Raw genomic sequence first — 24,055 nt, 5'->3', positions numbered from 1 at the left:
TTTGGGGGCCAGCTCTCATCACAGTTGTGCTGCTGATCGCCGACCAACTGCTTAAAACTTGGGCGCTGACCAATTTGAAAGAGGGCGCTCCAGTGGTGCCCTTTATTCCAGGCGTGATCGGTTGGTGGCTGACTTTCAATACCGGCGCGGCTTGGAGTTTATTTTCAGGTTCGGCGCTGCCGCTGGCACTCGGCAGACTGCTGGTCGGACTGGGGATCTTGATTTATCTGTTTCGCCGCCCACAGCCCGCTGCGCTCAGCGCTGTGATGGCGATGATTGCGGCGGGCGCAATCGGCAACGCTATTGACGGCCTCCGGTTTGGCAAAGTCACCGACATGATCTACTCGCCCGCACTGAGCGCCGTGACCAAGGCAGTAAACGCCGGCGAGTTTCCGATTTTTAATATCGCCGACTCTTGCGTGGTGGGCGGCACTGTTTTGCTGGTGCTGCTAAGCCTGCGTAAAACAGCCTGACACAACAGCAAAAACCAAAAGAAACTGGCCTTCTCAGACATGCATCTGGGAAGGCCAGTTTTTGGAGAACAACTTTACGCGGCGTAGGCGTTTCTGAGGCATTTGGTGCAGACGCGCAAGCGCACGCCCACGCCGCCTTTGGTGATGATGGCACTTTGGAGGTTGGGGAGTTGGCGGGTTTTGCTGACGCCGGTCACTTTGCGGCCTACGCCGCCCGCTGCCCGCGCCTTACCACGGCGGATCACCGAGTTGACGACAATCGGCCCCTTACCGCACAGTTCACATACTCTAGACATAGTAAAAGCTCCTTGTTTAGCCTTAGCCCTTCGGCAGGCAAGCCTTGAAAGTGTAGCACGCAGGCGGGCCAAAGGAAAAGAGGGAGTAGAGGCCCGCACAGAAGCCCTCAAAGAAAAAGCCCGGCACAGAGGCCGGGACTGGGAAGAATGAGAGGGTTACTTCAGAACTTTGACGGCTTTGAGGATGGCGATCAAGATGACCGAACCGAGTACGCCCCAAAGAATGCTCAAGAAGTTAAAGCCGCCGCCCGCTGCGTTTGCGCCGCCGATATTAAGCAGACCGGCGAAGATCCACTGCGCCAACAAAGCCCCGACGATACCGATTAAAATATTAGCCACTGCGCCCTGCTGAGCGTTGGTGTTCATAATCATGCTTGCCAACCATCCGCATATCGCACCGACTATAATAGTCACAATCCATCCGATCATATTCCCGCCTCCTTAAACGTTGTTGCCAACGAGTAAACTGTTTCGGCTTGCTGATTTGCAAACTTGCCGAGATTCGTTGTGAACTGAGAATGAGGCTGGGACAAATGAGGCAGTGTAATCGGGCGTACCTTTTGAAGGCTGCTTGAAGGTCGGTTAAGTGCTGCGTCAAGCTGGATGAAAGCGGTGAGCAAAAAGTCGTTCCAAGCTGACGAAACCTTGAGGTCACGGAGGCGCAGGTGCCAGCCAGCGCCTTTATGTCGGCTTGTCTTGACCTAGACTTGGGCTGCCCTGAGGCAAAGCGCCCGTGTAGCATAAGAAGCGCTGCCGCTGAGTACAGGCTTTGGCCCAAAATTCAAAGTTGGACAGAAAAGAACGTGCAAAGACGGAGGAACCATGCCCGGAATTATTGATGCTTACCGCAGTTTTTTACCTGTAACTGACAAAACCCCCGCCCTGAGTTTGCACGAAGGCGGTACACCGCTGATCCACTCCCCCAAGCTCAGCCGCGAGCTGGGCATCGAGCTGCACTTCAAATTTGAAGGCCTCAACCCGACCGGCTCTTTCAAAGACCGGGGCATGGTGATGGCCGTCGCCAAAGCGGCCGAGGACGGCGCGACCAGTGTGATTTGCGCTTCCACTGGCAACACCTCCGCCGCCGCCGCCGCCTACGCCGCCCGCATGGACATGAAGTGCTACGTGCTGATTCCCGACGGTCGCATTTCGCTGGGCAAGCTGGCACAGGCGGTGATGTACGGCGCGAAGATCATCGCCATCGACGGTAACTTTGACAAAGCGCTGGATTTGGTGCGCGAGATTGCGGTGAGCGAGGGCATAGCGCTGGTCAACAGCGTCAACCCTTACCGCTTAGAAGGCCAGAAGACAGCCGCCTTTGAAGTGGTCGACACCCTCGGCAAAGCGCCGGACATCTTGTGCTTGCCGGTGGGCAACGCGGGCAACATCAGCGCTTACTGGAAGGGCTTCCGGGAGTACCGCTCGCACGGCAAGATAGACACGCTACCGAGGATGTGGGGCATTCAGGCGGCGGGGGCCGCTCCTTTGGCACGCGGCCTGGCACGGGTGGACGAACCCGAAACGCTGGCCACCGCCATCCGCATCGGTGCGCCTGCCAGCGCCATCCTTGCCCGGCAAGCCGTCAACGAAAGTGCGGGGCTGTTCGACATGGTGACGGACGACGAGATTTTGGAGGCTTACCGCAAAATCGCGCGGGACGGCGTGTTTTGTGAACCGGCCAGCGCCGCGCCGGTCGCTGGTCTCATGAAACTGCACGCGGCGGGCAAACTCCCAGCCGGAGCGCAAGTGGTGGCGGTGCTGACCGGCAACGGCCTCAAAGACCCCAACATCGCCCTGCAAGCCGTGAATGTGGAGCCAGTGCAGGCCAAGGCCGACTTGGACTCGGTGCTTTCGGCGCTGCGCTAATGCCCGGTTTATTTCCTGCGGTATTGCCTGCTGCTTTTGAAGTGCGCTCTCCAGCCAGCAGCGCCAATCTCGGCCCCGGTTTTGACAGCTTGGGGCTGAGCGTGCCGCTTTATACCACCTTACGCGTGACGCCGCAGACCCGCACCGAGGTCGTGCCGCTCGGCCCCGACTTGGAAGGTACGCCCGCCGACGAGAGCAACTACGTGTACAGGGCCATGCTGCTGACGGCCAAGCGGGCGGGGATGACGTTGCCGCCAGCGCGGGTAGAAATTGAAACCGAAGTGCCGCTGGCACGCGGCTTGGGTTCCAGCGCGGCGGCCCTGGTGGCGGGCATCGTGGCGGCCAATGAATTGCTGGGAAGGCCTCTGGACGACGCTACCCTGCTGGACGTGGCGGCCCGCGAGGAAGGCCACGCCGACAACGTGGCTCCGGCGCTCTACGGCGGAATCGTGGTGGCCACGCTGGACAAGCTCGGCACCCACCATATCCGGCTCGACCCGCCTGCCCACCTCGGCGTGACAGTGCTGATTCCCGACTTTGAACTCAGCACCGCCAAGGCCCGCGCCGTGCTGCCCAACGAGTATTCGAGGGCCGACGCGGTTCACGCCCTCTCGCACTCGGCGCTGTTGGCAGCGGCGCTGGCGACGGGGAGGCTGGATTTGCTGCAACACGCCATGCAGGATTACATCCACCAGATCTGGCGAGCGCCTCTGGTGCCGGGCCTCAGCGACATTTTGGAAGAGGCCCACAAACACGGCGCACTCGGCGCGGCCCTGTCTGGCGCGGGGCCGACGGTGCTGTGCTTCCATGACACGCGCCACGAAACCCACCCGCTCCACGCCTTTTTGAGCAGCGTGATGAAGCGCAACGGACTAGAGGGGCAGATTCTGGATTTGCCGATTGACACGCAAGGAACACTGATCAGAACGCTCTGAACGGCGACCTAAATTCACAACGCTTGCGCGGCTGACTTGTCGCTCACGGCTTCCAAACGCACTCGAGTGCCGTGAAAGGTGCTTCCTCCGCCCAGATCGGTCAGCGTCTGGGCAGTCACGGCGTTGATGCTTTGACCGTCGGGAGCGCTGAGGCCCCACCAACTGCCTTCCACGACGGCGACGCCCGCTTGCGTTTCGTCGGTGACGCGCACCCGCCGCACCGTTTCTCCCGTTTCGCTGATGATGCGGGCCAAGCCGCCGTGCATGAGCTGACCCGCGTCGGTTGGGTGGACAAAGATGTGCGGCTCGGTGCCCTCGGCTTTGGTCAGGTTGCCGAGCATTCCGTAGGTGCTGTTGAGGAAGTGGTGGGCTGGTGGGGTGAGGAGGCGCAGGGGATACTCGTCGCTGAGGGGGGCGGTGCTGGGGCGGTAGCTGGGAACCGGCGTGAACATCACCTTGCCGCTGGGGGTGGGTGCGCCGTGTCCATACGGAAGCCAGTCTTCAGTGATATTGAGCGGCAATGTTCCGGCGACTTTGAGCGCTTCAGGCGTGACACCGTTCAGGAAGGGGTGATCGGTGCTGAGCACCTCGTCCAGCAGGTCGTCCACCGTCCAGAAGAGAGACGGCTCGGTGAGGCCTAGCCGCTTGCCCAGCTCCTGAAAGACCCACGAGTTGGGCCGCGCTTCGCCAGGCGCTGCGAGTTCGGCGGGGTTGTAGCCGAGCCAGGTGTGGCCGTAACTGGTGTAGATGTCAGGGTGTTCCATGAAGGTGGTGGCAGGCAAGACATAATCGGCGAGCTGGGCCGTCTCGGTCATGGCCTGCTCCAGCACGATCACTTTGAGGTGGGGGCGCTGCAAACCGGCGATCACCCGCCCAGAATCGGGAGCGACCACCGCCGGATTGCAGTTGTAAATGAAGGCGGCTTCAACTCCACCGGCAGGTTCCAGCGCGTCCGCCAACTCGTTCATGTTGACGTGCCTCACCTCAGGCTTGATCAGGTGCGCCGCGCCGAGCTGTGAGCGGTTGAGGTGAAAAGCCCCCGACGCGCTGAGGGCGCAGCCGCCTCCCCTGCGCCGCCAGTCGCCCGTGAGCGCGGGCAGCAACGTGACGGCCCGCAGAGCCGTGCCACCTCCCTCGTGGCGGGTCATGCCGTAGCCGACACGGATATAAGTCGGGCCGCTTTGACCGATGGCGCGGGCCAAATCAGCGATCTGGCTCGTGCTCAGGCCAGTGGTTTCGGCGGTGCGTTCCAGCGTCCACTGCTCGGCTTCGGCGCGGAATTCTTCAAAGCCCTGTGCGGCGTCTCGGAGGTAGCTTTCGTCCGTCCAACCCTGCTCAATGATTTCGCGGGCCACCCCCAGAGCCAAGGCCGTGTCGCTGCCGGGGCGCACTTTCAAATGGACATCGGCGTAGCGGCCCGTTTTGTTAAGGTAGGGGTCGATGTGGATGATTTGTGCGCCGTTTTTGCGGGCCTGGGTCATAAAGGGCGTCAGATGGCTGTGGGTAGATAAGCTGTTGATGCCCCACAGCACGATGGTTTTGGCGTGCGGCACGTCCTCCAGCGGCACGGCGTAGCGGGTGCCGTACCCCAGCCGCCAGGCTTCGGTTCCGGCGCTGGAGCAAATGGTTTCGTCTAATTCCGGCGCTCCGAGGGCGCGGAAGAACGAATGAACGTGATGGCCTTCCATCAGGCCCATCGTTCCGGCGTAGTGATAGCGCAAAACGGCGTCGGGGCCGCGCCGCGCCAAGACTTCCCTCAGGTGGGCGGCGATTTCGTCTAGGGCCTGCTCCCAACTGATTCGCACCAACTCGCCGCCGATCCGTTTCATAGGGTAAAGGGGGCGCTCAGGATGGTTTTGGCGGGCTGGATAATGCACCGTTTTGGCGCAGGCAAAACCACGCGTGATCGGGTGGTCGGGGTCGCCAGTGACTTTGGTGGCTTTCTCTATGCCGTCCGGGCCGCGCTCAATCGTCACTTTGAGGCGGCAAGCATCGGGGCAGTCCAGCGGGCAGGTCAGCAGCACTTGGCGGGAGAGGGCAGCCGCCGAGGAAGAAGTGGTCATGCAAAAAGTCTACGGCGCTGCGACCTCAACTGGCTGATGCAGATTGGTGACGTCCATTTGAATGGTCAGCGCATCGGCAAAGGCAGGCCCCTCCTGACGCTGCACGGCCTGATGAGCAACCTCACGGCGCTGCAATCGGAAGTACAGCGGCTGAGTGAGTCGTTTAAAGTGATCGCCCTGGACAATCGGGGACGTGGGCGCTCGGACAAACAGGCCCACGGGTCATGCTCCAAGACCACATCGATGATGCGCTGGGCGTGATGGGCACGCTCAAATCGCCAAGCTGGTTCCGGAAGCACGGTTGGAAGTGCTGGAGCACTCAGGCCACCTGCCCAACCTAGAGGAACCGGAGCGGCTCCTGGAGCTGGTGGAGGAGTTTTTGAAAAGTTGGACGGCATTCCTACCCTTTCCCAAATACTTTCCCCAGCAGCTCTCCCCTTTCCCTGAGCGCCGCTTGAAACGCCGCCGCGTCGTTGGCCGGGCCGCTCGGCAAATTCTTGGCTTGCTCGGTTTTGGGGCCGACTTGCCCGCCGAAGCGCCGCACCCGGAACATGCCGGGATGCTCCTCGAACACGGCGGTGACTTCGCTGGGCTGGGCGGCCAAGTGTGCGGCGTAGGTGCGCTCCTGCTCAAGCTGGGCGTGGGCGGCGGCTCCGCCCAACTGGGTGAGCAAACGGTCAATCAGAGCAAACACGCGGGCGGCGTAAGCGTCCACTTCGCTTCTCGGCGGCAAGTAGCCTCTATGAATCACCTTGTTGCGAAAGTCTGAGCCGAGGGCTTGGGGACTCAGGAAGTCGGGAGCCGCGCCTTCACGCCACAGATACGCCAGTGCAAAAGCCCCCATCTGGCGTTCACTCTGAGCCGAGACGAGTTTCCAGGCTTGCTCCAGGCGGGCGGCGGCCTCGGCAAAGTCCTGACCCTGACCCGAGGCCCGCTCCAGCGTGGCGGCACGGGTGTAGAACTCGAAGAAGCGCTCCAAGCTGCCCGCAAAACTCGCCACCGCTTCACGGGCGTAACCGTCCATCAGCGCCCGCGTGCCGAGGTCAAACAGCATCTCGAACTTGTGCTTGCGGAGATAGAGCGTGAAAGGTTTGCCGCAGTGCGGACACCTCAGGTCGTGGATGCCCGAATCGGTGTATTCGGCCTGCATCTCGCGGCGGCAATGGGGGCAGGTGGCGGGGAAGCGCATCTTACTGGAACGGCACGGCTGGGGGCAGGGCTTGGTCAGGCCTGCTGATGAGGTACACCAGCCCCCCGGAGTGCGAGAGCCACAAGCGCTCGAAGGCGGCGCGGGGATAGCTGCGGCGCACACCCGCGTTGGTCGGCGCGGCGGGGTCGTTCAGCACCGGGTTGCCCTGCGCGTCAAAGCCCACCAAAACCATCAAATGCCCGCTGCTCGCGGGGATGGCCGCGCCCGGCAACTCGCCCGCCTTCCAGCCCAGACTGACGCCCAGCGGGAAGCCGGCGGCGATGTAGCGCTCGGCTTCCCGCAAGCTGGGGAGGCGCGTCACCAGCGCCCGCAAGCCCTGCTCGGCGGCGAAGGCGGTGTTGAACGGCCAATTGCCAGTGCCGTCGTAGGCGGTGTCGTAGGTGGCAGCGGCAGCGTCTGGCACGCTGAAACTTACGCCGTAGTAAGCCAAGATCATGCTGGTACTCGTCGGGCTACACCAGACTTCGCCGCCGTCCTTGTAGAGCATCTGCGATCTGAGGGGCACATTCAGGACTTTGTTCCAGCGCGTTTTGTCGCCTGCCGCGCCCGCCGCCGCCATGCGCCGAGAACGGTCTGAAGTGTTGAAGGCCAGCAAACTCAGACTGGGGCCCGCGCCGCTGGCCATCAGGGTCAGGCGGTAGTCAAAGCCACCGACTTTTTTGGAGAGTCTCAGCGTGTCAGTCAGCACTTGCCCAAAACTGTCTTTTTGACCGTCCAAGCTGCTGCGGCCCGCCGCACTTTGCCACGTTCCAAACGAATAAAAGCGGCTGGCTCCAGCGGGTTTGACTTCCAATGTCAGGCTGCTTCCGGCGGGCGTCAGGGCGTTCCACGAGGGAATCAGTTCGTCGTAAGCGCTGAGGCCAGAAACGGTGCCGGACAGCGTGCCGACTTGGGTATTTGGGGCCAACTTCACGCGGCCTTCCGAGAGTATGAGGCCCTGCATTTTGCCAGTATTAAAATCGGCGGGCTGCTCTAAAACGGTGGTGGTGGACACGGCGTTTTGCATCTTGAGAGCCAGTGTAGCGGGCGAGAGTGCTAGGAAACTCAGCAGAGCGGCGGCCTTGATCATGTTGAGTATTGTCACGGTTCGGAGAGCGGTAGTGGTGAACGAACACCAAAATCAGAAAGCAGGGAAACAGCCGTTGCAAGCTGTTTCCCTGTGTTGGGGCGGCAAATGATGGATGAAAGCGGCCCCGAAAGTGGAAGTGCGGTGGTTGTGTGTGCTGCTCCGCCTCGACTCTCTTGGTAAACCCCAAGCCGACTCCTCAGCTGACCAGGCCCAGCGCCCGCGCTTTGCCCACGCAGTCGGTGCGGTCACGGGCCGCCAGTTTGACGAACAAGCGGGCGAGGTGGTCTTTGATGGTGTCGGGGCTGACGCCCAGAGCGCGGGCGATTTCTTTGTTGCTGTAGCCTTTGGCCAGCAGCGGCAACACGTCGCCTTCGCGGGGCGTCAGGCGCGGCACTTCCACTTTGGGCAGGCGGTCAATCTCGGGATGGGCCACGATCTCACGCAGTTGGCGGGCCAGCTCTTCGGGAGCCGTTTCTTTGGAGAGGTAGCCACGCGCTCCAGCCGAGCGGGCCGCCTGCACGATGGCCGGTTCGGCAAACGTGGTAATCAGCACGCTGACCACGTTGGGATTGGTGGCCCGCAACTTCTCGCAGACTTCAATGCCGGTCAGTCCGGGCATTTTGACATCCAAGAGAGCAGCGTCCGGCTGAAACTGACGAATGACTTCCAGCGCTTCCAAGCCGTCACTGGCTTCGGCCAGCACTTCAAAGCCCTGATCGCGCAGAGCGTACTTGAGGCCGATACGAAAGAGCGGGTGGTCATCAGCGATCACGATTTTCATGGAGTGCCTCCGGGAGAACAATCGTCAGGGCGCTGAGGCCGTGCGAAGAAGAGGGCGAAGGAGTAGCCGGAAAAACAGCCGAAGAGAAGTCAGCAGAAGGGTCAGAAAGAGGAGAGCGGCGCTGGTAAATCAGTTCGCCGCCGTGCGCCTCGGCGATGCGTTTGGCGATAAACAGGCCGAGTCCGGCGGTTCCGGCGGTGTACTGCTGCCCGGCAATGGTGGTCGGCTGAGCGTTAAACGGCTGCGCGAGGCTTTCTAAGGAAGCGCTGAGGCCGGGGCCATCGTCGATCACGCTCAGCTCAGCGCCGCCGCCAACCTGGCGGGCTTCCAAGCGCACCTGTGAAGAGGCGTAGCGCAGCGCGTTGTCGGCGAGGTTGCCCAGAGCGCGTTCCAGCACCGCTGCGTCCACCTCGGCCCGCGCCTGCCCGCTGACGATGATGCTCAGAGAGCGCTGCGCCGCTCTGGCCGACAAGCGGGCCGCCAGCGCTTCCAGCAAGGCTCCCAGATCGGTCGGGCGGCAGTGAAGCTGCACCGCTTCGCGCTCAAAGCGGTGGGCGTCGGCCATCTGCTGCACCAGCGCCAGCAGGCGGGCATTTTCACTCAGAAGCTGCTCGCCTGCGTCTTGGCGCTCAGGTTCACTGAGTACGCCGTTCATCAGAAGCCGCACCAGATGGCCGGTGGCGATCAGCGGCGTCTTGAGATCGTGAACGAGGGTGGCCATAAACGCGCCGCGCCGCGCCTGCTCGGTGCCGAGGCGCTCAAGTAGACCCGTGAAGGCCGCCCGCAGCGCTTTGACTTCCTGTGGATCGTCCTGCCGCCCCTGGCGCTCCACCTCGTCGGCTTCCACCTCGGCCCGCAAACGGGTCAGCGGCTTGAGCATGGCCCCCGACAGGAAATACCCGATCAAGGCACACAGCACCCCTACTCCCAATGTCCACACGCTCAGGACGGAATTCCACGGGCCGTTGCTGACCAAAATCAAGCTGAGATTGGGCAAAAACGTCAGTGCGAAGATGACCGCCGTGAACTGTACCCGCAAGCTGTTCCAGCGCTCGAAGGTGAGAGGGAATAACGGTGAAGCGGTCATCTGAGGGCAGTTTAGGAAGCCGCTTATGACAAAAACCCCACATTTACCCTCCGGTCAGTTGCGGTGTCAAGCCCCCCAAAGGCCTCTGTCTTAGGGGGTTACCGGGAAAAGGATGACGAAACGGGATGTCGCAACCGCCAAAATCGCCTTTTGTCAGAACATTGGCGCTCAATTCTTCACATGTCTTGGCAAACCAAGTCACGGTTCATTGGAACTCACAACCCTAAAAAGCCTGATTCAGACGAGAAAAAAGGCGCAACTTGACCGCTGCGCCTTTTTCCGAACCCGTTGTTACCGTGTAGTCTTGCTCATTCGTCGCTGCTCAGCACCGCGAGGAACGCTTCTTGCGGCACTTCCACCGTACCGATCTGCTTCATGCGGGCCTTGCCCTTCTTCTGCTTATTGAGCAGCTTTTTCTTGCGGCTGATGTCGCCGCCGTAGCATTTGGCCAACACGTCTTTGCGGTAAGCCTTGACGGTGGCGCGGGCAATAATTTTGCCGCCGATCATGGCCTGAATCGGCACCGGCCACATCTGACGCGGAATGACTTCGGCCATCTTGTCTACGATCTTACGGCCCAGCGGATAGGCCCGGTCTTCGTGGACGATCACAGCCAGCGCGTCCACGATCTCGTTGTTGACGTAGATGTCCACTTTGACCAGCTCGCCCTCACGGTAGCCGGTGATCGAGTAATCCATGCTGGCGTAGCCGCGCGAGATGCTCTTGAGGCGGTCGTGGAAGTCATACAGAATTTCGGCGAACGGCACTTCGTAGATCAGCTCGACGCGCTTGCCGAGGTAATTCATGGTCACCATGCTGCCGCGCCGCTCTTGCAGAAGCTGCATCACCGGGCCGACGTGTTCTTCGGGCAGCATCACCGAGAGCTTAATGTACGGCTCCTCAATCAGTTCCACCCGGTCGCGGGTCGGAAACTGCGCCGGATTCTGCGTTTCAAACACGTCGCCGTTGTTGAGGGTGATGCGGTAGATGACGGCAGGCGCGGTGGCAATCAAGTCAAGGTCATACTCGCGCTCGAGGCGTTCTTGGATGATTTCTGCGTGCAGGAGGCCCAGAAAGCCGCAGCGGAAGCCGAAGCCCAGTGCTTCACTCGTTTCCGGCTCAAAGGAAAAGGCAGCGTCGTTGAGCTTGAGTTTTTCGAGCGCCTCGCGCAGTTTGCGGTACATCTCGGTGTCGGTGGGATACAGACCCGAGAACACCACCGGCTGGGCCGGCTTGAAGCCGGGAAACGGATCGGTGATGGGCCGCTCGCGCTCCATCAAGGTGTCGCCCACCTGCGCGTCGTGGATGTCGCGCACGCCCGCCGCCACCCAGCCCACGTCGCCCGCCGTCAGCGAGTCGCCGACCACCAAGCCGGGGGTGAAGGTGCCGACTTTATCGACTTCAAAATGCTTGCCGGTCGAAAACAGGGTGATTTTGTCTTTGGGCCTGATGGTGCCGTCCAGCACGCGCACAAAGACGATCACGCCCTGATAAGCGTCGAACACCGAATCGAAGATCAGGGCTTTGAGCGGCGCTTCGGGCGTGCCCGGCGGCGAGGGAATGCGCTCCACGATGGCTTCCAGAATTTCCGGGACGCCCACGCCGGTTTTGCCGCTGGCAAAGATGGCGTCCTCGGCAGGAATGCCCACCACTTCTTCGAGTTCCTGCGCCGCGCCTTCAGGATCGGCGGCGGGTAAGTCGATTTTGTTGACCACCGGAATGATCTCCAGACCCGAATCGATGGCGAGGTAGGCGTTGACGATGGTCTGGGCTTCCACCCCCTGCGAGGCGTCCACGAGCAGCAGCACGCCCTCACAGGCCGCCAAACTGCGCGAGACTTCGTAATTGAAATCCACGTGGCCGGGGGTGTCGATCAAGTTGAGGGTAAAGACTTCACCGTTAGGACGGGTGTAGCTCAGCCGCACGGGGGTGGACTTGATGGTAATGCCGCGCTCGCGCTCGAGTTCCAAGGTGTCGAGCGTCTGGTCGCGCTTGTCGCGCTCACCCATTGCTCCGAGGTGTTCCAAGATTCTATCGGCAAGGGTGCTTTTGCCGTGATCGACGTGGGCGATAATTGAAAAATTCCGAACCTGCATCCCGACAGTCTAGCGGGCAGGCGTGGATAAGCACAGGGGCAGCGGCGGGAATCTGAGCCATTTGGCTGAAGCGTAAATCTGCCGCCCTGTTTACACTAAACAAAATGGATGTGAAATCGTTAGGCTACCGAACGGATTTGATGCTGCTACGACTGTGCGGTAGCCAGCTTGAAGAGCAGAGCGGTCATTTTACTATTCGCACGCCACGCAATCCCGGCTTCTGGTGGGGAAATTTTTTGCTCTACAAGTCTCTGCCCGCTTCCGGCGAGTTTGAACGCTGGCAAGCCGAGTTTAGAGCCGCTTTTCCTGCCGCCAAGCACATGACTTTTGGCGTGGACTGTACTGATGGTCAACTCGGAGAAGTAGCCGCTGAAATTGAAGCCGCCGGATTTGAACTTGCTCCAAACACGGTGATGACGGCAGGCCGAGCAGATCTCAGGCCCCCAGCGCGGCCCAATATGCGGGGCGAATACCGGAAGCTCACCAGAGACGATGACTGGGCACAGGCTTTACAGCTCCGACTGGCCTGTAACGACACGGTGAAAGCTCAAAGCTACCAAATTCATGCTGAGGAGCGGATGCGGGAAGCGCGGCGCATGGCCGAAGCTGGGCATGGCGGATGGTTCGGTGCGTTCGTGAATGGGCAAATGGAAGCTGGAATGGGCCTTTACACAGACGGTTGCGGCGTGGCCCGCTTCCAAAGCGTAGAAACCCGGCCTGAAGCGCGGGGGCAGGGATTGGCCTCAAACTTAGTCCACTTCGCCGCCCAGTACGGCTTTGAACAAATGAATGCCCAAACGCTGGTGATGGTGGCTGATCCCGATTACCTTGCCATCCGCCTTTACCGCGCTGTGGGCTTCAAGGACACCGAAACGCAACTGGGGTTTGAGAAGCGGCCAGCCTGAATGGAAGGACTTCAAAGTTTCAACGCCGTGAACGCACTATCTTGCGGCTATGACTTCTCCAGCTCTCCTTCAAACCGTCCGAGCCGCTTACGCCCGCTATGAGGGGGAGGCGGGCCAATTTTTGCAAGAATTCAAGGCGGCGGGCGGGCAAGTCTACTGCGGCGCGGGCTGCTTTGGCTGCTGCAACATGCCGATTCGCCTGAGCCTTGCCGAGGCCGCCCTGATCGCCAGTGTCCTGACGCCCGAAGAAGCCCGCAAAGTCGAGAAACACGCCCGCAAAGTCATCCACAACGCCCGCACCGCGCCGAGCGAGGACGAATATGTCAGCCGCCACCGCCTCAACGTCGGCTACTGTCCGCTGCTGGGCGCAGACGGCGCGTGTACCCGCTACGAGGTGCGCCCGACCCGCTGCCGCGACACCTTCAGCGCGTTTCCGGCGGTGTACTGCCAGGAAGGCACCTGGGAAGGCATGACCAAAACCGAGCGCCGCGAATACGGGCGGGAAGTCAGGCAAACGCTGGGCACCGACGGGGAGACCCATTTCATTGCGCCGCTCGAAGAGATGAGCGAACCGATCTGGGCGAGTTGCAGCCGCGCCATGCAAAAAGCCTGGAACCTGGAAGCGTGGGGAGACTTTTGGGTGCTGACCACGCTGGCAGCCAACCCTACTTTTATGGCGGCCATCGAGCGGGGCAACAAAGGCGCGGCCCTCCGGGAAGCGCGGCAAGCGGGCTTGGAGCATCCCGAAGTGATCGAGTTCGCTTAAATCGAGGCCACTGCCGGCAAAATCGGGCGCTCAGGATTCTCGGCTTCCAGCTTGTGGCCCGCTTCAAACAGGGCGGCGGGCACCACCACACCTACCGGACGAGCGCCTTTGAGGTGGCTGGCCAGCACGTTGTTGGCTTGGCTGACCACAAAGCGCGGAGCATGGTCGTCTGTCCACTCGGCGCTGACGCCCTCGGCCTGCATTTTTTGCCAGACCTGCCGGTAAGGCGCTGAGAGTTGATCGGCCCAGTTTGCGTTGAGTTCGGCGGCAGTGGTCATGGCTCAGGCTAAACCCTGCTCGGCGCACTGCACAAGCCGGACAACGTTCACCTTTGCCAAAGGGGTTTACTCGAAGCTGCTGCCGCCGCCGATTCGCACGCCCTGATAGTAAGCGTAAGCGGCGGCGTAGCAAGGCGGCTCTTTGTACCAGGGCTTGGCATTGCAGATGCCTTTCATGTTGGTGTAAAAGGCTTCGTCAGTGGTGCGGCGGTTGGCGTCGGTTCGCTGAAACACCTTGAGATTGCGGTAGCCGAAATCGTGGACATTGCAGGCCGGCCGGAAATCTTCGGTGTAGCTGAGGCCGAGGCCACTGGGCGTAGAGCAACCGTCGCGGCTGAAATCCAAGCCCGGATAAGCGGGACTGAAGCGGTTGGCGTACTGGACGTTGTAATACGCCACGCTGCCCCAGCTCACTCCCTTGACGTACGCGAGGCGGTCTGAGGCGAGGTCAAGCCCAGTCAACGCCGGAGCGGCCGGCAAGCTGAGCTGGCGCGGCACTTCGTTATAAGCTTCTTGCATCGCGGCGAGGAGTCCAGCGTCGTCGCCGTACTGCTGCAAAATCGCCTGACTTTGAGCGTCTTGGAGTTCGGGCCGCTCGGCGTAGGGACTGAGCGCAGAAGTATGCATTTTGGATTGTTGGCTACACGAAGCGAGCAAGAGGCCGGCGGCGAGAAGAGCAAGGTATTTTTTCATCTGAGCGCTCCTAGCGCCGCGTCTCCGCTCGGGGCCAAGACCCACAAGCCAGCGTGGCAACTTTAGTTTGATTGGCTCTACTCTAAGACAAATCTCATTTGTTTGTCTAGCTCCTCCCCCATTTTCGGGACTTCAAGCCAAAGCAAAGACCGCCCAGTTTTCACCGAGCGGCCTGCTTTGCATCTATTTGAGCGAGCGGGTAAGGCGTGAATCTTCTTTACCGCTTACTCGCCTCAATCAGCGCCGGAACAATCTCGTTCACGTCGCCCACGATGCCGTAATCGGCAACCTTGAAAATCGGCGCTTCGGCGTCTTTGTTGATAGCCACGATGAATTTGCTCTTGCCCATACCCGAGAGGTGCTGCACCGCGCCCGACACCCCCAGCGCGATGTACGCTTTTGGCTGCACGGTTTTGCCGGTCTGGCCGACCTGTTCGGCGTAAGGCCGCCAACCTGCGTCCACCACTGCGCGGGTCGCGCCCACGCCTGCACCGAGGTTGTCGGCGAGCGGTTCTACAAACTTACTGAAATTCTCGGCGTTGCCCACCCCGCGTCCGCCGGTCACGATCACGTCGGCTTCGCTGAGGGCCACGCGGCTGGACTTCTCCATGCTCTTGCCGGTAATGGTGACGCGGCTCTGGGGCAGCTCTAGATCGACGTCGTACTGCTCACCAGCGGCGGCAGCGGGCGCGGCAGGCGCGAAACTGCCGGGCTTGGCGCTGATCACGGTAACTGCTCCCTCCGCCTCCACCGTTTCAGTGACACGGGCGAGATAGGTGTAGCGCTGGGCCTGAAGACCTGCACCGCTGCCGCTGAGCGAAATCACGTCTTCCAAGTAAGGCGCGTCCAGCTTGACGGCCACACGCGGCGCGTACTCGCGGCCAGAACGGCTGCCCGGCGTGATGACGGTGTGCGCCTCGCCTTCCTGGGCAATTTGGGCAACGGCGGCGGCCCAAGTTTCGGCGCTGTACTGCGCCAAGCCAGCACTGTCGGCCACCAAGACTTGGTCGGCGACGGCGGCCGCTTCGCTCGCCACTCCGGCCACATTCTGGCCGAGTACCAAAATGGTGATCGGGCCTTCTCGTCCGGTGCCACGCGCCGCCGTGACCATTTCTAAGGTGGCTTTGGCAAGTTTGCCGTCAGCGTGTTCTGCAACGATTAAAATCATGGAAGTGCTCCTTTGGAGGGGAAGAAAGGGGAAGCAAGTGAGAGCGGTTCCTGCGCTACTTGATGACCTTCGCTTCATTGCGCAAAAGATCAATCAGTTGCGCCGCCGCTGCCTGCGGGTCTTTACCGTCAATGATTTTGTTCATGCGGGCGCGGGTCTGGATTTCTGCGCTGATGAACTTGACTTTGCTGGCGGCGTTATAGCTGGCCAAGTCGTCTTTGCGAAGTTCTTTTTTCTTGGCCTTCATGATGTTGGGCAAGGTCGGGTAACGCGGCTCGTTGAGGCCCTGCTGGGTGGTCACGACGGCGGGCAGCGTGGCTTCAAAACTTTCGTTGCCTTCGTCTACGTCGTGCCTGCCGGTGAGCTTGTCGCCTTCTAGCTTGAGTTCGTTCGTCCAGGTCAGTTGCGGCCAGCCGAGTCGCTCGGCGGTGGCGGCTCCCAGCGCCTGCGAGTCCCAGTCGGCTTCCTGACCGCCCACCAAGATCAGTTCGGCGTTTTCAGCCTTGGCCAGTTCAGCCACCACCTTGCTCAGCGACACGGCGTCTAAGCGCTCATCGGTTTCCACATGCACGGCGCGGTCTGCGCCCATCGCCAGCGCGGTTCTGAGGGCGTCCTCATTGCGCTTGGGGCCAACCGCCAGCGCGATAATCTCGTCTACGCCCGCGCCGCTTTCACGCAGACGCAGCGCTTCTTCCACGCCGTATTCGTCCATGCCGTCCATCACCACTGTGGTGCCGTCTAAGTCGATGGTGTTGCCGCTCAGCCGCACGCGGGCTTCGGCGTCCGGCACTTGCCGGATCAAAGTCAAAATCTTCATGTCTTGCCTCCAGTTGAATACTTGTTTATTCTCTCAAATTAGACTCGGTACAAGTTTAGCAGTTTACACAGACTTCTCTCAAGACAACTGGCTCTCAAGTTAAGTAGATCAAGCCTGCTTCGGTGGCCCGGAAGCCGCACGCCCGGTAAAAGCTCCGCAGATGCGGCTCAAAGTCCACGTGAAGCCAGTCGATTTCGCATTCACGGGCAGCTCCGGCCGCGCGGCGCACCAGCTCACGGCCCACGCCCTGACGCTGGAACTCAGGATGCACGGTGGTGTCGAGCAAAAAAGCGTGAACGCCGCCGTCCCAAGCCACGTTGACGAAGCCGATGAGCTGCGGGCCATCGTAAGCGCAAACCCACGTCAGGCTGTGCTCTAAGCGCTGCAGACTCGGCGAACCTGCTCCACCCCAAGCCAGCGCCCAGAGGGTTTGGTAAGCGGAGAGATCGGGCAACTCACGGACGGCATAACGGATATTCACGGTCAGACCAGCCTAAGCCAAAGCACCGCTGTTCACCCTGAGTACGCCGCCAAGCTGGGGCGTTTGTTGTTGCTCAGGGGACGGGGCCGCTCTGCACCTGAAGCTACTGGGTGAGATCAATCATCGTCGTAGCGAACGCAGCTTCTCTTTTCCCCCAGTCCGGCGGAATTGCAACGATCCTCTTTCTTTTTACCGAGTCTCATCTTTACCAAGCCGTATTCGCTAGCCTGATGGCAGCGGGGCAAACTGCAAGCTTACTGCTGCATTCTTACTCCAACGGAGGAACCACCGATGATTACCGTGATGAACCGCATTGCCGTCAAACCCGAATACGCCGAGAGGTTTGAAGAACGCTTCCGTGACCGCGCCCGCTTGGTCGACGAGATGCCCGGCTTTGTCAGCAACCAAGTCTTGCGGCCCGTCAACCCACAAGAGCCGTACATCGTGCTGACGCTTTGGAACAGCCGAGCGGAGTTTGAAGCGTGGACGCGCTCAGACGCTTTCATTCAGGGACACGCCCGCTCCGGTTCGCTGCCCAAAGAGGCCTTCAGCGGCCCCAACAGCTTGGAGATTCACGAAGTCTTTCAGGATTCGGGCCGCCCCGATCTGGTTGCCGAGCCGCGTGGGGAAGCCTTCAAGCCTCACTGAACACCGTGAAAGTCGAGGAACCCTCTCTGTGCTGACACGCCTTCTATACTGACGGCTTATGACACATCAAACGCACGAAACCGTCTTCACGATGGAAGCCACTCCGGTCAAATTCGGGCGCGGCGCGGCGAGCGAGGCAGGCTGGGAAGCCGCCCGGTTGGGGATGCGGCGGGTCATCCTCATCACCGATCCGCACGTGGCGCGGCTGCCCATTGTAGATGACGTGGCGGCGCAGCTCAGATCGGTTGGGATTGAGGTCAGCGTGTTTGACCGCAGCCGCGTGGAGCCCACTCTGGAGTCGCTCGAAGAAGCGGTGGCCTTTGCCCGCGCCTTCAATCCGGACGGCTTCGTGTCGCTGGGCGGCGGCAGCAGCATAGACACTGCCAAAGTCGCCAATTTGCTGCTGACGCACGGCGGCGAGATTTTGGAGTACGTCAACGCTCCAATTGGTGCGGGGCGCAAACCCACTGGCCCGCTGCTGCCCCACCTCGCCATTCCGACCACGCCGGGCAGCGGCTCGGAAGCGACCACCGTCGCGGTGCTGGATTTGCCGGAACTGAAGGTCAAAACCGGCATCTCGCACCGTTATTTGCGGCCTTCTCAGGCCATCGTCGACCCCGAACTGACCCGCAGCGCTCCAAGTGCGGTGATCGCTTCGGCGGGCCTGGACGTGGTGTGTCACGCCGCCGAGAGCTATCTCAGCCGCCCATTTGACAGCCGCCCTCAACCGAAAACGCCAGACGAGCGCCCCCCCTATCAGGGCAGCAATCCGGTGGCTGACGTGTGGAGCAGTCAGGCGCTGCGGTACGGCGGCCAGTATTTGCGTCGGGCAGTGGCAGACGCGGACGACTTGGAGGCGCGGGGAATGATGATGTTGGCGGCCACCATGGCGGGCGTGGGCTTCGGCTCGGCGGGCGTGCATATTCCGCATTCGTGCGCTTACCCGGTTGCGGGCCTAAAGCACGAGTACCAAGCCGAGGGCTACCCCAGCCCGTTTATTCCGCACGGCTTTTCGGTGATCGTCACCGCGCCCGCGGCGTTCCGCTTTACTTACGAAGCGATGCCGGAGCGCCATTTGCAAGTGGCCGAGTGGTTGACCGGCAGGCCGATTCAAGACCCCGGCCCGGACAGTTTGCCCGACGCCCTGATCGCGCTGATGCGGGAGGTGGGTGCGCCCAGTGGGCTGAGCGAACTGGGTTACACCGAACAGGATTTGCCGGAGCTGGTGGCCGGAGCCGTGAAACAGCAGCGGCTTTTGGCGGTGGCTCCAAAGACGCCCAGCGAAGCGGATTTGGAAGCAATTTTGCGGGCGAGTTTTGAGAATTGGTAAGGGTGATACCCGTATCTGCTAGGCTCAAACCGTGAAAATTGCCGAAGCCCTCATTGAACGCGCTGATTTGCAAAAGCGCATTCACCAACTTCAAGACCGTATTCAGTTGAATGCCCGGAGTCAAGAAAATGAAGCGCCCAGTGAAGACCCTCTTGCCTTGATGGCCGAACTCGACCAAATCTTTGCAAGAATGGATTACCTCGTTCCCCGAATCCACCACAGCAACAGCGCTGCCCGCCTTGACGCTCGGCGCACGCTTACGGACGCACTCGCGCACCGCGAAATTCTGGATCTGCGCCTGACGCAGTACCGCAGCGCTATTGCGGCGGCCAGTTCGGGGCAGGCGCGGCAAACCCGGAGCGAGTTGCGCTGGGTGTCGCACTTGCCAGTCCGCGAGCTTCAGGCACAAACGGACACCCTAGCTCAGGAGCGCCGCAAACTGGAAACCGAAATTCAGCAGGCCAACTGGCAACACGATTTGCTAGAGTAAAGGCGCTGCGCCGCGCCGGGCGAGCGCCAAACCCCGCCTGTGGGTCAAGACAGGCACATGTCGCGCTGGGGCAGCGTAGAGGGGTAATGCCCTCCTCACTTTTTTGCCCAGCACTTTGCACTCCAGAACTGCACCGCGCACCATTTCTCTTTATGACCAAGGTGCTGACGGCGGGAAGCAGCACAGCGCAGGCCACCCTTCTTCGGAAGCGGTGGCCTGCGTTGTTTGACACTCAGGCTTTTTCTAAGAACGTCAAACTGTCCTCGCAGCCTTTACGCTCCCCGAATGACGATTCGCTCCTTTCTGCCTTTACTTCAATTCAATCAGCTTCACACCTTCACCCAAACGCAAAACCACAGTTCCCGATTCACAGACGGCGCTGTACTTACCTGTTTCAGGTTCTAAAATGCGTTTATCTCGTTTGCTCATGGTCATGCTGGCTGTCACTTTGCCTATATTTGGATCAAAAATCAGCACACTGGCGACTATCTTAGAGCCATTCCAGTCTTGCTGACCATAAATCCTATCACCCCGACAACCAAGCTCAAGCGCCTTCGAGCCGTCCGCATAAGCTGAAACTAGAGTTGTTTGCACATTCTGCCGAACATAAATCGGCGTTTCGTCCGTGAGTGACGCGTTTTTGGGCGCAACCATTGCTGAGGCGGCCAAGCTGGAAAGGCCCAAACCCAGCAGGCCGATTCCAAGCAGTCTCACTCTACTTGCCAGCGAAAGGCCGGAACATATCATGCTGGCCGTACCAAGCATGGTGAACGTCTTTATCAATGGCAAACAAGCGGGCCAGCACTTTGGCTTCCTCATCGTTGATGTCGCGCACAGTAAATTCACTCAGGTACTCGTCCACGCTGGTAAAGGTGCGGTCTTCCCCATTGACGCGGACATGCAGGTGCAAGTTGCCCGCTTCGGCGCTGTCATCAAAACGGCGGCTGAGGTTGTCGCGCCAGCGGTCAAAATCGTGTGTGCCCATCACCACGAAGCCCTGGCCCTGATAATCGATCATTTTATAAGTCATGCCCTCATGCTAACGCGCCGACCTGCCTACATATCCCCGCTCCGACTTGTTACCCTGCGTTCATGACTTCTTCCCGTGCTTTTGTTTCTCTCATCGGTGCTGGCCCCGGCGACCCCGGCCTGCTGACTTTGCGCGGCCAAGCCGCTCTCGCCGCCGCCGATGTGGTGCTGTTCGATTACCTCGCCAACCCCGAGCTCCTGCGGCACGCACCGCAGGCCCAGACCATTTACGTGGGCAAAAAGGGCTTCTCGGAATACATCAGCCAAGAGCAAATCAATGCCCTGATCGTGTCTGAAGCGCAGAAGAACGGCGGGCAGCGGGTGGCGCGGCTCAAAGGCGGCGACGTGTTTGTCTTCGGGCGCGGCTCTGAGGAAGCGCAGGCGTGCGTGGACGTGGGCATCCCCTTTGAAATCGTGCCGGGCATCAGCAGCGCGATTGCCGCCCCGGCCTACGCAGGCATTCCAGTGACGCACCGGGGCGACGCCCGCAGCTTTGCGGTGCTCACCGGAAACACGCAGGAAGGCAGCGCCCACTACGAGCGCCTCAGCGGAGTAGACACTCTGGTGCTGCTGATGGGGGTGCGCAATCTCGGCACAATCGCCAGTGACCTCATCAAAGCGGGCCGCCATCCCGGCACGCCCGCCGCCACGATTCAGTGGGGCACCACGCCGCAGCAGCGCGTCGTCAGCGGCACCCTCAGCAGCATTGCTGAAGAAGTCGAAAAGGCCGGACTCGAAGCCCCCGCCGTGACGGTGGTCGGTGAAGTGGCGCGGCTCAGAGACCAGCTGAAGTGGTTTGAAAGCCCCGCCGAACTCGGCCACCCGCTACTGGGCAAGCAGGTGGCCGTCACCCGCACCCGCGACGGTTCGAGCGCTCTGGCCGACTTGCTGCGCTCCAAAGGCGCGAACGTGCTGGAAGTGCCGCTGATCCGCTTTGAGGCCAGCTCAGCGCCGCAGGAGGTTCGGGCGCGGCTGCGTGACCTGAGCGGCGTGGACTGGCTGCTCCTCAGCAGCAACCAAGCCGTCAGCGCTTTATTCGCCCACCTCGACGAACTCGGTTTAGACGCCAGAGCGCTGTGCGGCGTCAAGCTGGGGGCCGTCGGGCCGAGCACCGCCCGCAGCCTCGAGGAGCACGGCTTAAAGGCGGATTTCATGCCGTCTACGCCCGGAGCGAAGCACTTGGGAACGGAGTTGCCCGCAAAAGCCGGAGAGACGGTGCTGCACCTCACCAGTCAACTGGCCGAGGCCGAGCTGCAAGATGCTCTAGAAGCACGTGGCCTGACGTACCAGCGCGGCGAACTCTACCGCACCGTGCCCGCCGTACCGAGCGAAAACGAACTCGAACGCCTCAAGGCCGCCGACGTGGTCACGCTGGCTTCCGGCAGCGCGGCGCGGCATTTGGCGCAGCTGGCCGGAACACACTTCAAGGTGGCGGCGATGGGGCCGCAAACCGCCGACGCCGCCCGCGCTTTGGGCTTTGAGCAAGTCAGGGTGGCCAGCACAGCCAGTTTGGAAGCGCTGGTCGAAGCGGCGGCGGAATTGGCCGGAGGATTGATCGAAGAGCCGCAAGCGTAGGACAGCCCAGCCCACTTCTCAGCTCAAGTGAAAACCAATGGAACAACGAAAGAAGAGCAGCCAGCCCTTAGGCTCCTGCTCTTCTTTCGTTGTTGAGTTTTAAATTAAGCGGCGCGGCGGCGAACGAGGCCCAGCGTCATTACGCCTTGGGCACTCAGCGCGGCGGTGAGGCTGGCGAGGCTTAGCGAACCGTCGTCGGCGTGGGCCTGTAAGGTGGCGTCACCGAGGCGGGCCTGGGGCCACAGGCGCAGCGTCCAGCCTTCCACTTGGGGAAGGGCGCGGCCCTCGGGCAAAACGACTTCCATTAGCACGTCTTCGTGCAGGGGCTCGGCAGGGGTCGCAGTGGTGGGCTGGGCAAAGAGCTGAGCAGGTTGAGTGGTGGCGGCGCGGCGACCAAAGCGGGGAAGGGTGAAGGTCATGCAGTTATGCTACGCCCGCACTGAAACGGCGTCCATCGGATTAGTGTGTGCTTGACGCTTATTGTATCGGGACTTCCGATACCGGCCAAGTCAGCTTTTCCCAGCCCATTCGAGAACCCGCTCCACCGACAGCCAGTCTGCTCCGTAAGAATTGTAGTGGGCAGCTTCGATGGTGCCGTCTGCGCCGATCAGGAACTCGGCAGGCATCCGGGTCAGTTCTCCGTCGTCTTTGAGCGCCGAAGTGCCCATCATTTTCAGGCCGCTCAGGGCGGTGGGCAAGTTGCGCAGGTCGAGGAACCCGCGCAGGCTGTGATCCAGACCGTAGCGGTCGTACGTTTCGTCGAGTGGGTCGGCCAGCACCGGGTAAGGAGGGCGCAGTTTGCCGATGCCGAGCGCCAAATCGGCCACCGTACTTCCCCACACCGAAACGATCTGCACCCCCTGCTGGCGCATCCGTTCGCTGAGCGCAATGATCTGGAGATGGTGCGGGTTGCACAGCGCACAAGTACTCTGGCGGTTAAAGATCAACCAGATTTTTTTGCCGCGCAGGTCGCTGAGGCGCACCTCACCGCCGCCGAAGTCCGGCAGACAAAATTCCGGAGCCACCTCACCCACTTTCAAACGGCCTGCCACCTCACGCGCCCGCTTGCCTGCCTGAACCGGACGCAAGGCCCCGGCCGCCGTAAGGTGCGTGACGGCCTTGGTCAGTGCGTCCCAACGCAGCCCGTGACGCTGAGCCGTTTCACCTAAGCTCAAACCGTGCAGGGCAGCCAAGTAAACGGTGCGGGCTTCCTCACTGCCTAGAGACTCGGTGCTGGCCAGTGGCGAGGCCGTGAAATGGTCATTCAAGGTAAGTGCCTGCTCGCTCGGGCTGAGCGCCGAGGCGTGGTACTCGGCGGCGCTGACACTCTGGAGGGTATCGGCACTGGTCAGCGGCAAAACCGTATGGCTTGGCGTGCTGCTCACCTCCATCAGCCCTGAGCGCCACACCAGCGGCAGCAGCGAACCCAGCGTCCGCAGGCGAACCAATTGCGCAAGGCTGTGCGCTTCCAGATGCCCGGTCTCGATGAGCGAGGCCAGCACGTCATCTACCTTGCGGCTGCGCAGTTGCGCTTCGACAACCGCTTGTGTATTGACCCCCAGCCGCAGGAGCGAACTGCTCCAACTCGGAAGCAGAGCGCTGCGAACACCGGTAATCCGCCCTTCACTGAAGCGCAAATGGGTATTGAAGCTCGGTTCTGAGAAGCTCAATTGCAGGACGGAGGGAAGCGGCTGTTCGGCAGTTTGCACCACAGCCTGCATGGACGGAAGCATCAACATGAAGCCACCTTGACAGCCTGAGCCACACAGCCTTCTGTCAGGGCACTGTCTTGAGCGCGTCTAAATCAAAGCTCTCACAGAGCTTGCTTAGAACGTGTCAAGGCGGCCTCGGAACACCACAGCAGTGGCCGCTCCGCTCCCTCCAGCACATTCGTTTAAGATTGAAGGGATTTGAATTTGGCAGTCGGGCGGCGAACACAGCAGCCAAGCACAAAGTGAAGTCACCCAGTCTTTGAGAGAAAAGTCACATGCAAGACTCT

The 24,055-nt window shown here is 61.0% G+C and carries 27 protein-coding genes (1 of these 27 only partly in view); 10 read left to right on the top strand and 17 right to left on the bottom strand.

The window, feature by feature from the left end; all coding sequences use genetic code 11:
- Positions 1 to 473, top strand: partial view of a signal peptidase II gene (lspA, locus tag EHF33_RS02530; protein WP_124867597.1) — the 3' portion only. 64 nt of this gene lie to the left of the window's left edge; 473 of the gene's 537 nt are visible here — the last part of the coding sequence; the start codon falls outside the window, past its left edge; its stop codon occupies positions 471 to 473.
- Between the two features lie 74 nt (positions 474 to 547).
- On the opposite strand, the gene rpmB is transcribed toward lspA, so the two are convergent.
- Both rpmB and EHF33_RS02520 read right to left on the bottom strand, forming a co-directional pair.
- Positions 548 to 769 (bottom strand): 50S ribosomal protein L28, encoded by a 222-nt coding sequence (rpmB, locus tag EHF33_RS02525; RefSeq protein ID WP_124867595.1) that lies wholly within the window; start codon positions 767 to 769, stop codon positions 548 to 550.
- Between the two features lie 156 nt (positions 770 to 925).
- Positions 926 to 1,195: a GlsB/YeaQ/YmgE family stress response membrane protein gene (locus tag EHF33_RS02520; RefSeq protein ID WP_124872736.1), complete on the bottom strand. Its 270-nt coding sequence runs from the start codon at positions 1,193 to 1,195 to the stop codon at positions 926 to 928.
- Between the two features lie 396 nt (positions 1,196 to 1,591).
- Between EHF33_RS02520 and thrC the strand changes: the two genes are divergently transcribed.
- Positions 1,592 to 2,635, top strand: coding sequence for a threonine synthase (thrC, locus tag EHF33_RS02515; RefSeq protein ID WP_124867593.1), 1,044 nt, complete (start codon positions 1,592 to 1,594; stop codon positions 2,633 to 2,635).
- A 23-nt stretch (positions 2,636 to 2,658) separates the two neighbouring features.
- Positions 2,659 to 3,570 (top strand): homoserine kinase, encoded by a 912-nt coding sequence (gene thrB / locus EHF33_RS02510; RefSeq protein WP_241191221.1) that lies wholly within the window; start codon positions 2,659 to 2,661, stop codon positions 3,568 to 3,570.
- 14 nt (positions 3,571 to 3,584) lie between these two features.
- Here the strand turns inward: thrB and EHF33_RS02505 are convergent, their stop codons facing one another.
- Positions 3,585 to 5,633 (bottom strand): molybdopterin-dependent oxidoreductase, encoded by a 2,049-nt coding sequence (locus EHF33_RS02505; protein WP_124867589.1) that lies wholly within the window; start codon positions 5,631 to 5,633, stop codon positions 3,585 to 3,587.
- A gap of 36 nt (positions 5,634 to 5,669) precedes the next feature.
- On the opposite strand from EHF33_RS02505, the gene EHF33_RS02500 reads away from it, so the two are divergent.
- A complete protein-coding gene (locus EHF33_RS02500; RefSeq protein ID WP_124867586.1) occupies positions 5,670 to 5,894 on the top strand; it encodes an alpha/beta fold hydrolase in 225 nt (74 codons plus the stop codon).
- Between the two features lie 139 nt (positions 5,895 to 6,033).
- On the opposite strand, the gene EHF33_RS02495 is transcribed toward EHF33_RS02500, so the two are convergent.
- The 5 genes from EHF33_RS02495 to lepA form a co-directional block, all read right to left on the bottom strand.
- On the bottom strand, positions 6,034 to 6,822 hold the full coding sequence (locus EHF33_RS02495; protein WP_124867584.1) for a hypothetical protein: 789 nt from the start codon (positions 6,820 to 6,822) through the stop codon (positions 6,034 to 6,036).
- Between the two features lies 1 nt (position 6,823).
- Positions 6,824 to 7,912 carry a peptidase C39 family protein gene (locus tag EHF33_RS02490; RefSeq protein WP_124867582.1) on the bottom strand — a complete coding sequence of 363 codons (1,089 nt, stop codon included), beginning with the start codon at positions 7,910 to 7,912 and terminating at the stop codon, positions 6,824 to 6,826.
- A 196-nt stretch (positions 7,913 to 8,108) separates the two neighbouring features.
- Positions 8,109 to 8,693: a response regulator transcription factor gene (locus tag EHF33_RS02485; RefSeq protein ID WP_124867580.1), complete on the bottom strand. Its 585-nt coding sequence runs from the start codon at positions 8,691 to 8,693 to the stop codon at positions 8,109 to 8,111.
- Complete coding sequence (locus tag EHF33_RS02480) at positions 8,674 to 9,780, bottom strand: sensor histidine kinase (protein ID WP_124867578.1); 1,107 nt, start codon at positions 9,778 to 9,780, stop codon at positions 8,674 to 8,676. Before EHF33_RS02480 ends, EHF33_RS02485 begins: the two co-directional genes overlap by 20 nt.
- A gap of 308 nt (positions 9,781 to 10,088) precedes the next feature.
- Positions 10,089 to 11,876: a translation elongation factor 4 gene (gene lepA / locus EHF33_RS02475; RefSeq protein WP_124867576.1), complete on the bottom strand. Its 1,788-nt coding sequence runs from the start codon at positions 11,874 to 11,876 to the stop codon at positions 10,089 to 10,091.
- A gap of 104 nt (positions 11,877 to 11,980) precedes the next feature.
- On the opposite strand from lepA, the gene EHF33_RS02470 reads away from it, so the two are divergent.
- Both EHF33_RS02470 and EHF33_RS02465 read left to right on the top strand, forming a co-directional pair.
- Positions 11,981 to 12,781 carry a GNAT family N-acetyltransferase gene (locus tag EHF33_RS02470; protein ID WP_124867574.1) on the top strand — a complete coding sequence of 267 codons (801 nt, stop codon included), beginning with the start codon at positions 11,981 to 11,983 and terminating at the stop codon, positions 12,779 to 12,781.
- Positions 12,782 to 12,830: 49 nt separating this feature from the next.
- The gene (locus EHF33_RS02465; protein ID WP_124867572.1) at positions 12,831 to 13,547 is read left to right on the top strand and encodes a YkgJ family cysteine cluster protein; all 717 of its coding nucleotides are present in this window, start codon (positions 12,831 to 12,833) and stop codon (positions 13,545 to 13,547) included.
- Here the strand turns inward: EHF33_RS02465 and EHF33_RS02460 are convergent.
- From EHF33_RS02460 to EHF33_RS02440, 5 genes are all read right to left on the bottom strand, one after another.
- The gene (locus EHF33_RS02460; RefSeq protein ID WP_124867570.1) at positions 13,544 to 13,825 is read right to left on the bottom strand and encodes a hypothetical protein; all 282 of its coding nucleotides are present in this window, start codon (positions 13,823 to 13,825) and stop codon (positions 13,544 to 13,546) included. The genes EHF33_RS02465 and EHF33_RS02460 overlap by 4 nt on opposite strands.
- Positions 13,826 to 13,891: 66 nt before the next feature.
- A complete protein-coding gene (locus tag EHF33_RS02455; RefSeq protein ID WP_124867568.1) occupies positions 13,892 to 14,518 on the bottom strand; it encodes a phospholipase A2 in 627 nt (208 codons plus the stop codon).
- Between the two features lie 217 nt (positions 14,519 to 14,735).
- Positions 14,736 to 15,686 carry an electron transfer flavoprotein subunit alpha/FixB family protein gene (locus EHF33_RS02450; RefSeq protein WP_124867566.1) on the bottom strand — a complete coding sequence of 317 codons (951 nt, stop codon included), beginning with the start codon at positions 15,684 to 15,686 and terminating at the stop codon, positions 14,736 to 14,738.
- Between the two features lie 55 nt (positions 15,687 to 15,741).
- The gene (locus EHF33_RS02445) at positions 15,742 to 16,503 is read right to left on the bottom strand and encodes an electron transfer flavoprotein subunit beta/FixA family protein (RefSeq protein WP_124867564.1); all 762 of its coding nucleotides are present in this window, start codon (positions 16,501 to 16,503) and stop codon (positions 15,742 to 15,744) included.
- A gap of 94 nt (positions 16,504 to 16,597) precedes the next feature.
- Complete coding sequence (locus tag EHF33_RS02440) at positions 16,598 to 16,984, bottom strand: GNAT family N-acetyltransferase (protein ID WP_124867562.1); 387 nt, start codon at positions 16,982 to 16,984, stop codon at positions 16,598 to 16,600.
- A 291-nt stretch (positions 16,985 to 17,275) separates the two neighbouring features.
- On the opposite strand from EHF33_RS02440, the gene EHF33_RS02435 reads away from it, so the two are divergent.
- From EHF33_RS02435 to EHF33_RS02425, 3 genes are read left to right on the top strand one after another with little or no spacing between them, the layout of a single operon-like run.
- Entirely contained in the window at positions 17,276 to 17,632 is a 357-nt protein-coding gene (locus tag EHF33_RS02435; RefSeq protein WP_124867560.1) for an antibiotic biosynthesis monooxygenase family protein, read from the top strand.
- Between the two features lie 58 nt (positions 17,633 to 17,690).
- The gene (locus tag EHF33_RS02430; RefSeq protein WP_124867558.1) at positions 17,691 to 18,962 is read left to right on the top strand and encodes a hydroxyacid-oxoacid transhydrogenase; all 1,272 of its coding nucleotides are present in this window, start codon (positions 17,691 to 17,693) and stop codon (positions 18,960 to 18,962) included.
- 31 nt (positions 18,963 to 18,993) lie between these two features.
- Positions 18,994 to 19,452 (top strand): DIP1984 family protein, encoded by a 459-nt coding sequence (locus EHF33_RS02425; protein WP_124867556.1) that lies wholly within the window; start codon positions 18,994 to 18,996, stop codon positions 19,450 to 19,452.
- Positions 19,453 to 19,761: 309 nt separating this feature from the next.
- Here EHF33_RS02425 and EHF33_RS02420 read toward each other — a convergent pair whose 3' ends face one another.
- Both EHF33_RS02420 and EHF33_RS02415 read right to left on the bottom strand, forming a co-directional pair.
- Entirely contained in the window at positions 19,762 to 20,166 is a 405-nt protein-coding gene (locus tag EHF33_RS02420) for a hypothetical protein (RefSeq protein ID WP_124867554.1), read from the bottom strand.
- Between the two features lies 1 nt (position 20,167).
- Entirely contained in the window at positions 20,168 to 20,482 is a 315-nt protein-coding gene (locus EHF33_RS02415; RefSeq protein WP_124867552.1) for a hypothetical protein, read from the bottom strand.
- A gap of 62 nt (positions 20,483 to 20,544) precedes the next feature.
- On the opposite strand from EHF33_RS02415, the gene cobA reads away from it, so the two are divergent.
- Positions 20,545 to 22,056, top strand: a complete 1,512-nt coding sequence (gene cobA, locus EHF33_RS02410) for a uroporphyrinogen-III C-methyltransferase (RefSeq protein ID WP_124867550.1) — start codon at positions 20,545 to 20,547, stop codon at positions 22,054 to 22,056.
- Between the two features lie 104 nt (positions 22,057 to 22,160).
- Here cobA and EHF33_RS02405 read toward each other — a convergent pair whose 3' ends face one another.
- Together EHF33_RS02405 and EHF33_RS02400 are read right to left on the bottom strand one after the other, a co-directional pair.
- Positions 22,161 to 22,475 carry a hypothetical protein gene (locus EHF33_RS02405; RefSeq protein WP_124867548.1) on the bottom strand — a complete coding sequence of 105 codons (315 nt, stop codon included), beginning with the start codon at positions 22,473 to 22,475 and terminating at the stop codon, positions 22,161 to 22,163.
- Positions 22,476 to 22,565: 90 nt separating this feature from the next.
- Complete coding sequence (locus EHF33_RS02400; RefSeq protein WP_124867546.1) at positions 22,566 to 23,795, bottom strand: redoxin domain-containing protein; 1,230 nt, start codon at positions 23,793 to 23,795, stop codon at positions 22,566 to 22,568.
- Positions 23,796 to 24,055: the final 260 nt, after the last annotated feature.

Origin of the sequence: Deinococcus psychrotolerans (assembly GCF_003860465.1) — a bacterium.
Taxonomy (GTDB): Bacteria; Deinococcota; Deinococci; order Deinococcales; family Deinococcaceae; genus Deinococcus; species Deinococcus psychrotolerans.
Note: the sequence above shows the minus strand (reverse complement) of the source record. Positions and strands in the feature narration are given on the sequence as shown.

Bases quoted from the DNA above. Each gene is read 5' to 3' on its own strand.
- rpmB (WP_124867595.1), bottom strand. From the start codon at position 769: ATGTCTAGAGTATGTGAACTGTGCGGTAAGGGGCCGATTGTCGTCAAC.
- thrC (WP_124867593.1), top strand. From the start codon at position 1,592: ATGCCCGGAATTATTGATGCTTACCGCAGTTTTTTACCTGTAACTGAC.
- EHF33_RS02505 (WP_124867589.1), bottom strand. From the start codon at position 5,633: ATGACCACTTCTTCCTCGGCGGCTGCCCTCTCCCGCCAAGTGCTGCTG.
- EHF33_RS02500 (WP_124867586.1), top strand. From the start codon at position 5,670: ATGCAGATTGGTGACGTCCATTTGAATGGTCAGCGCATCGGCAAAGGC.
- EHF33_RS02495 (WP_124867584.1), bottom strand. From the start codon at position 6,822: ATGCGCTTCCCCGCCACCTGCCCCCATTGCCGCCGCGAGATGCAGGCC.
- EHF33_RS02490 (WP_124867582.1), bottom strand. From the start codon at position 7,912: ATGATCAAGGCCGCCGCTCTGCTGAGTTTCCTAGCACTCTCGCCCGCT.
- EHF33_RS02485 (WP_124867580.1), bottom strand. From the start codon at position 8,693: ATGAAAATCGTGATCGCTGATGACCACCCGCTCTTTCGTATCGGCCTC.
- EHF33_RS02480 (WP_124867578.1), bottom strand. From the start codon at position 9,780: ATGACCGCTTCACCGTTATTCCCTCTCACCTTCGAGCGCTGGAACAGC.
- lepA (WP_124867576.1), bottom strand. From the start codon at position 11,876: ATGCAGGTTCGGAATTTTTCAATTATCGCCCACGTCGATCACGGCAAA.
- EHF33_RS02470 (WP_124867574.1), top strand. From the start codon at position 11,981: ATGGATGTGAAATCGTTAGGCTACCGAACGGATTTGATGCTGCTACGA.
- EHF33_RS02465 (WP_124867572.1), top strand. From the start codon at position 12,831: ATGACTTCTCCAGCTCTCCTTCAAACCGTCCGAGCCGCTTACGCCCGC.
- EHF33_RS02460 (WP_124867570.1), bottom strand. From the start codon at position 13,825: ATGACCACTGCCGCCGAACTCAACGCAAACTGGGCCGATCAACTCTCA.
- EHF33_RS02455 (WP_124867568.1), bottom strand. From the start codon at position 14,518: ATGAAAAAATACCTTGCTCTTCTCGCCGCCGGCCTCTTGCTCGCTTCG.
- EHF33_RS02450 (WP_124867566.1), bottom strand. From the start codon at position 15,686: ATGATTTTAATCGTTGCAGAACACGCTGACGGCAAACTTGCCAAAGCC.
- EHF33_RS02445 (WP_124867564.1), bottom strand. From the start codon at position 16,503: ATGAAGATTTTGACTTTGATCCGGCAAGTGCCGGACGCCGAAGCCCGC.
- EHF33_RS02435 (WP_124867560.1), top strand. From the start codon at position 17,276: ATGATTACCGTGATGAACCGCATTGCCGTCAAACCCGAATACGCCGAG.
- EHF33_RS02430 (WP_124867558.1), top strand. From the start codon at position 17,691: ATGACACATCAAACGCACGAAACCGTCTTCACGATGGAAGCCACTCCG.
- EHF33_RS02415 (WP_124867552.1), bottom strand. From the start codon at position 20,482: ATGACTTATAAAATGATCGATTATCAGGGCCAGGGCTTCGTGGTGATG.
- cobA (WP_124867550.1), top strand. From the start codon at position 20,545: ATGACTTCTTCCCGTGCTTTTGTTTCTCTCATCGGTGCTGGCCCCGGC.
- EHF33_RS02405 (WP_124867548.1), bottom strand. From the start codon at position 22,475: ATGACCTTCACCCTTCCCCGCTTTGGTCGCCGCGCCGCCACCACTCAA.
- EHF33_RS02400 (WP_124867546.1), bottom strand. From the start codon at position 23,795: ATGTTGATGCTTCCGTCCATGCAGGCTGTGGTGCAAACTGCCGAACAG.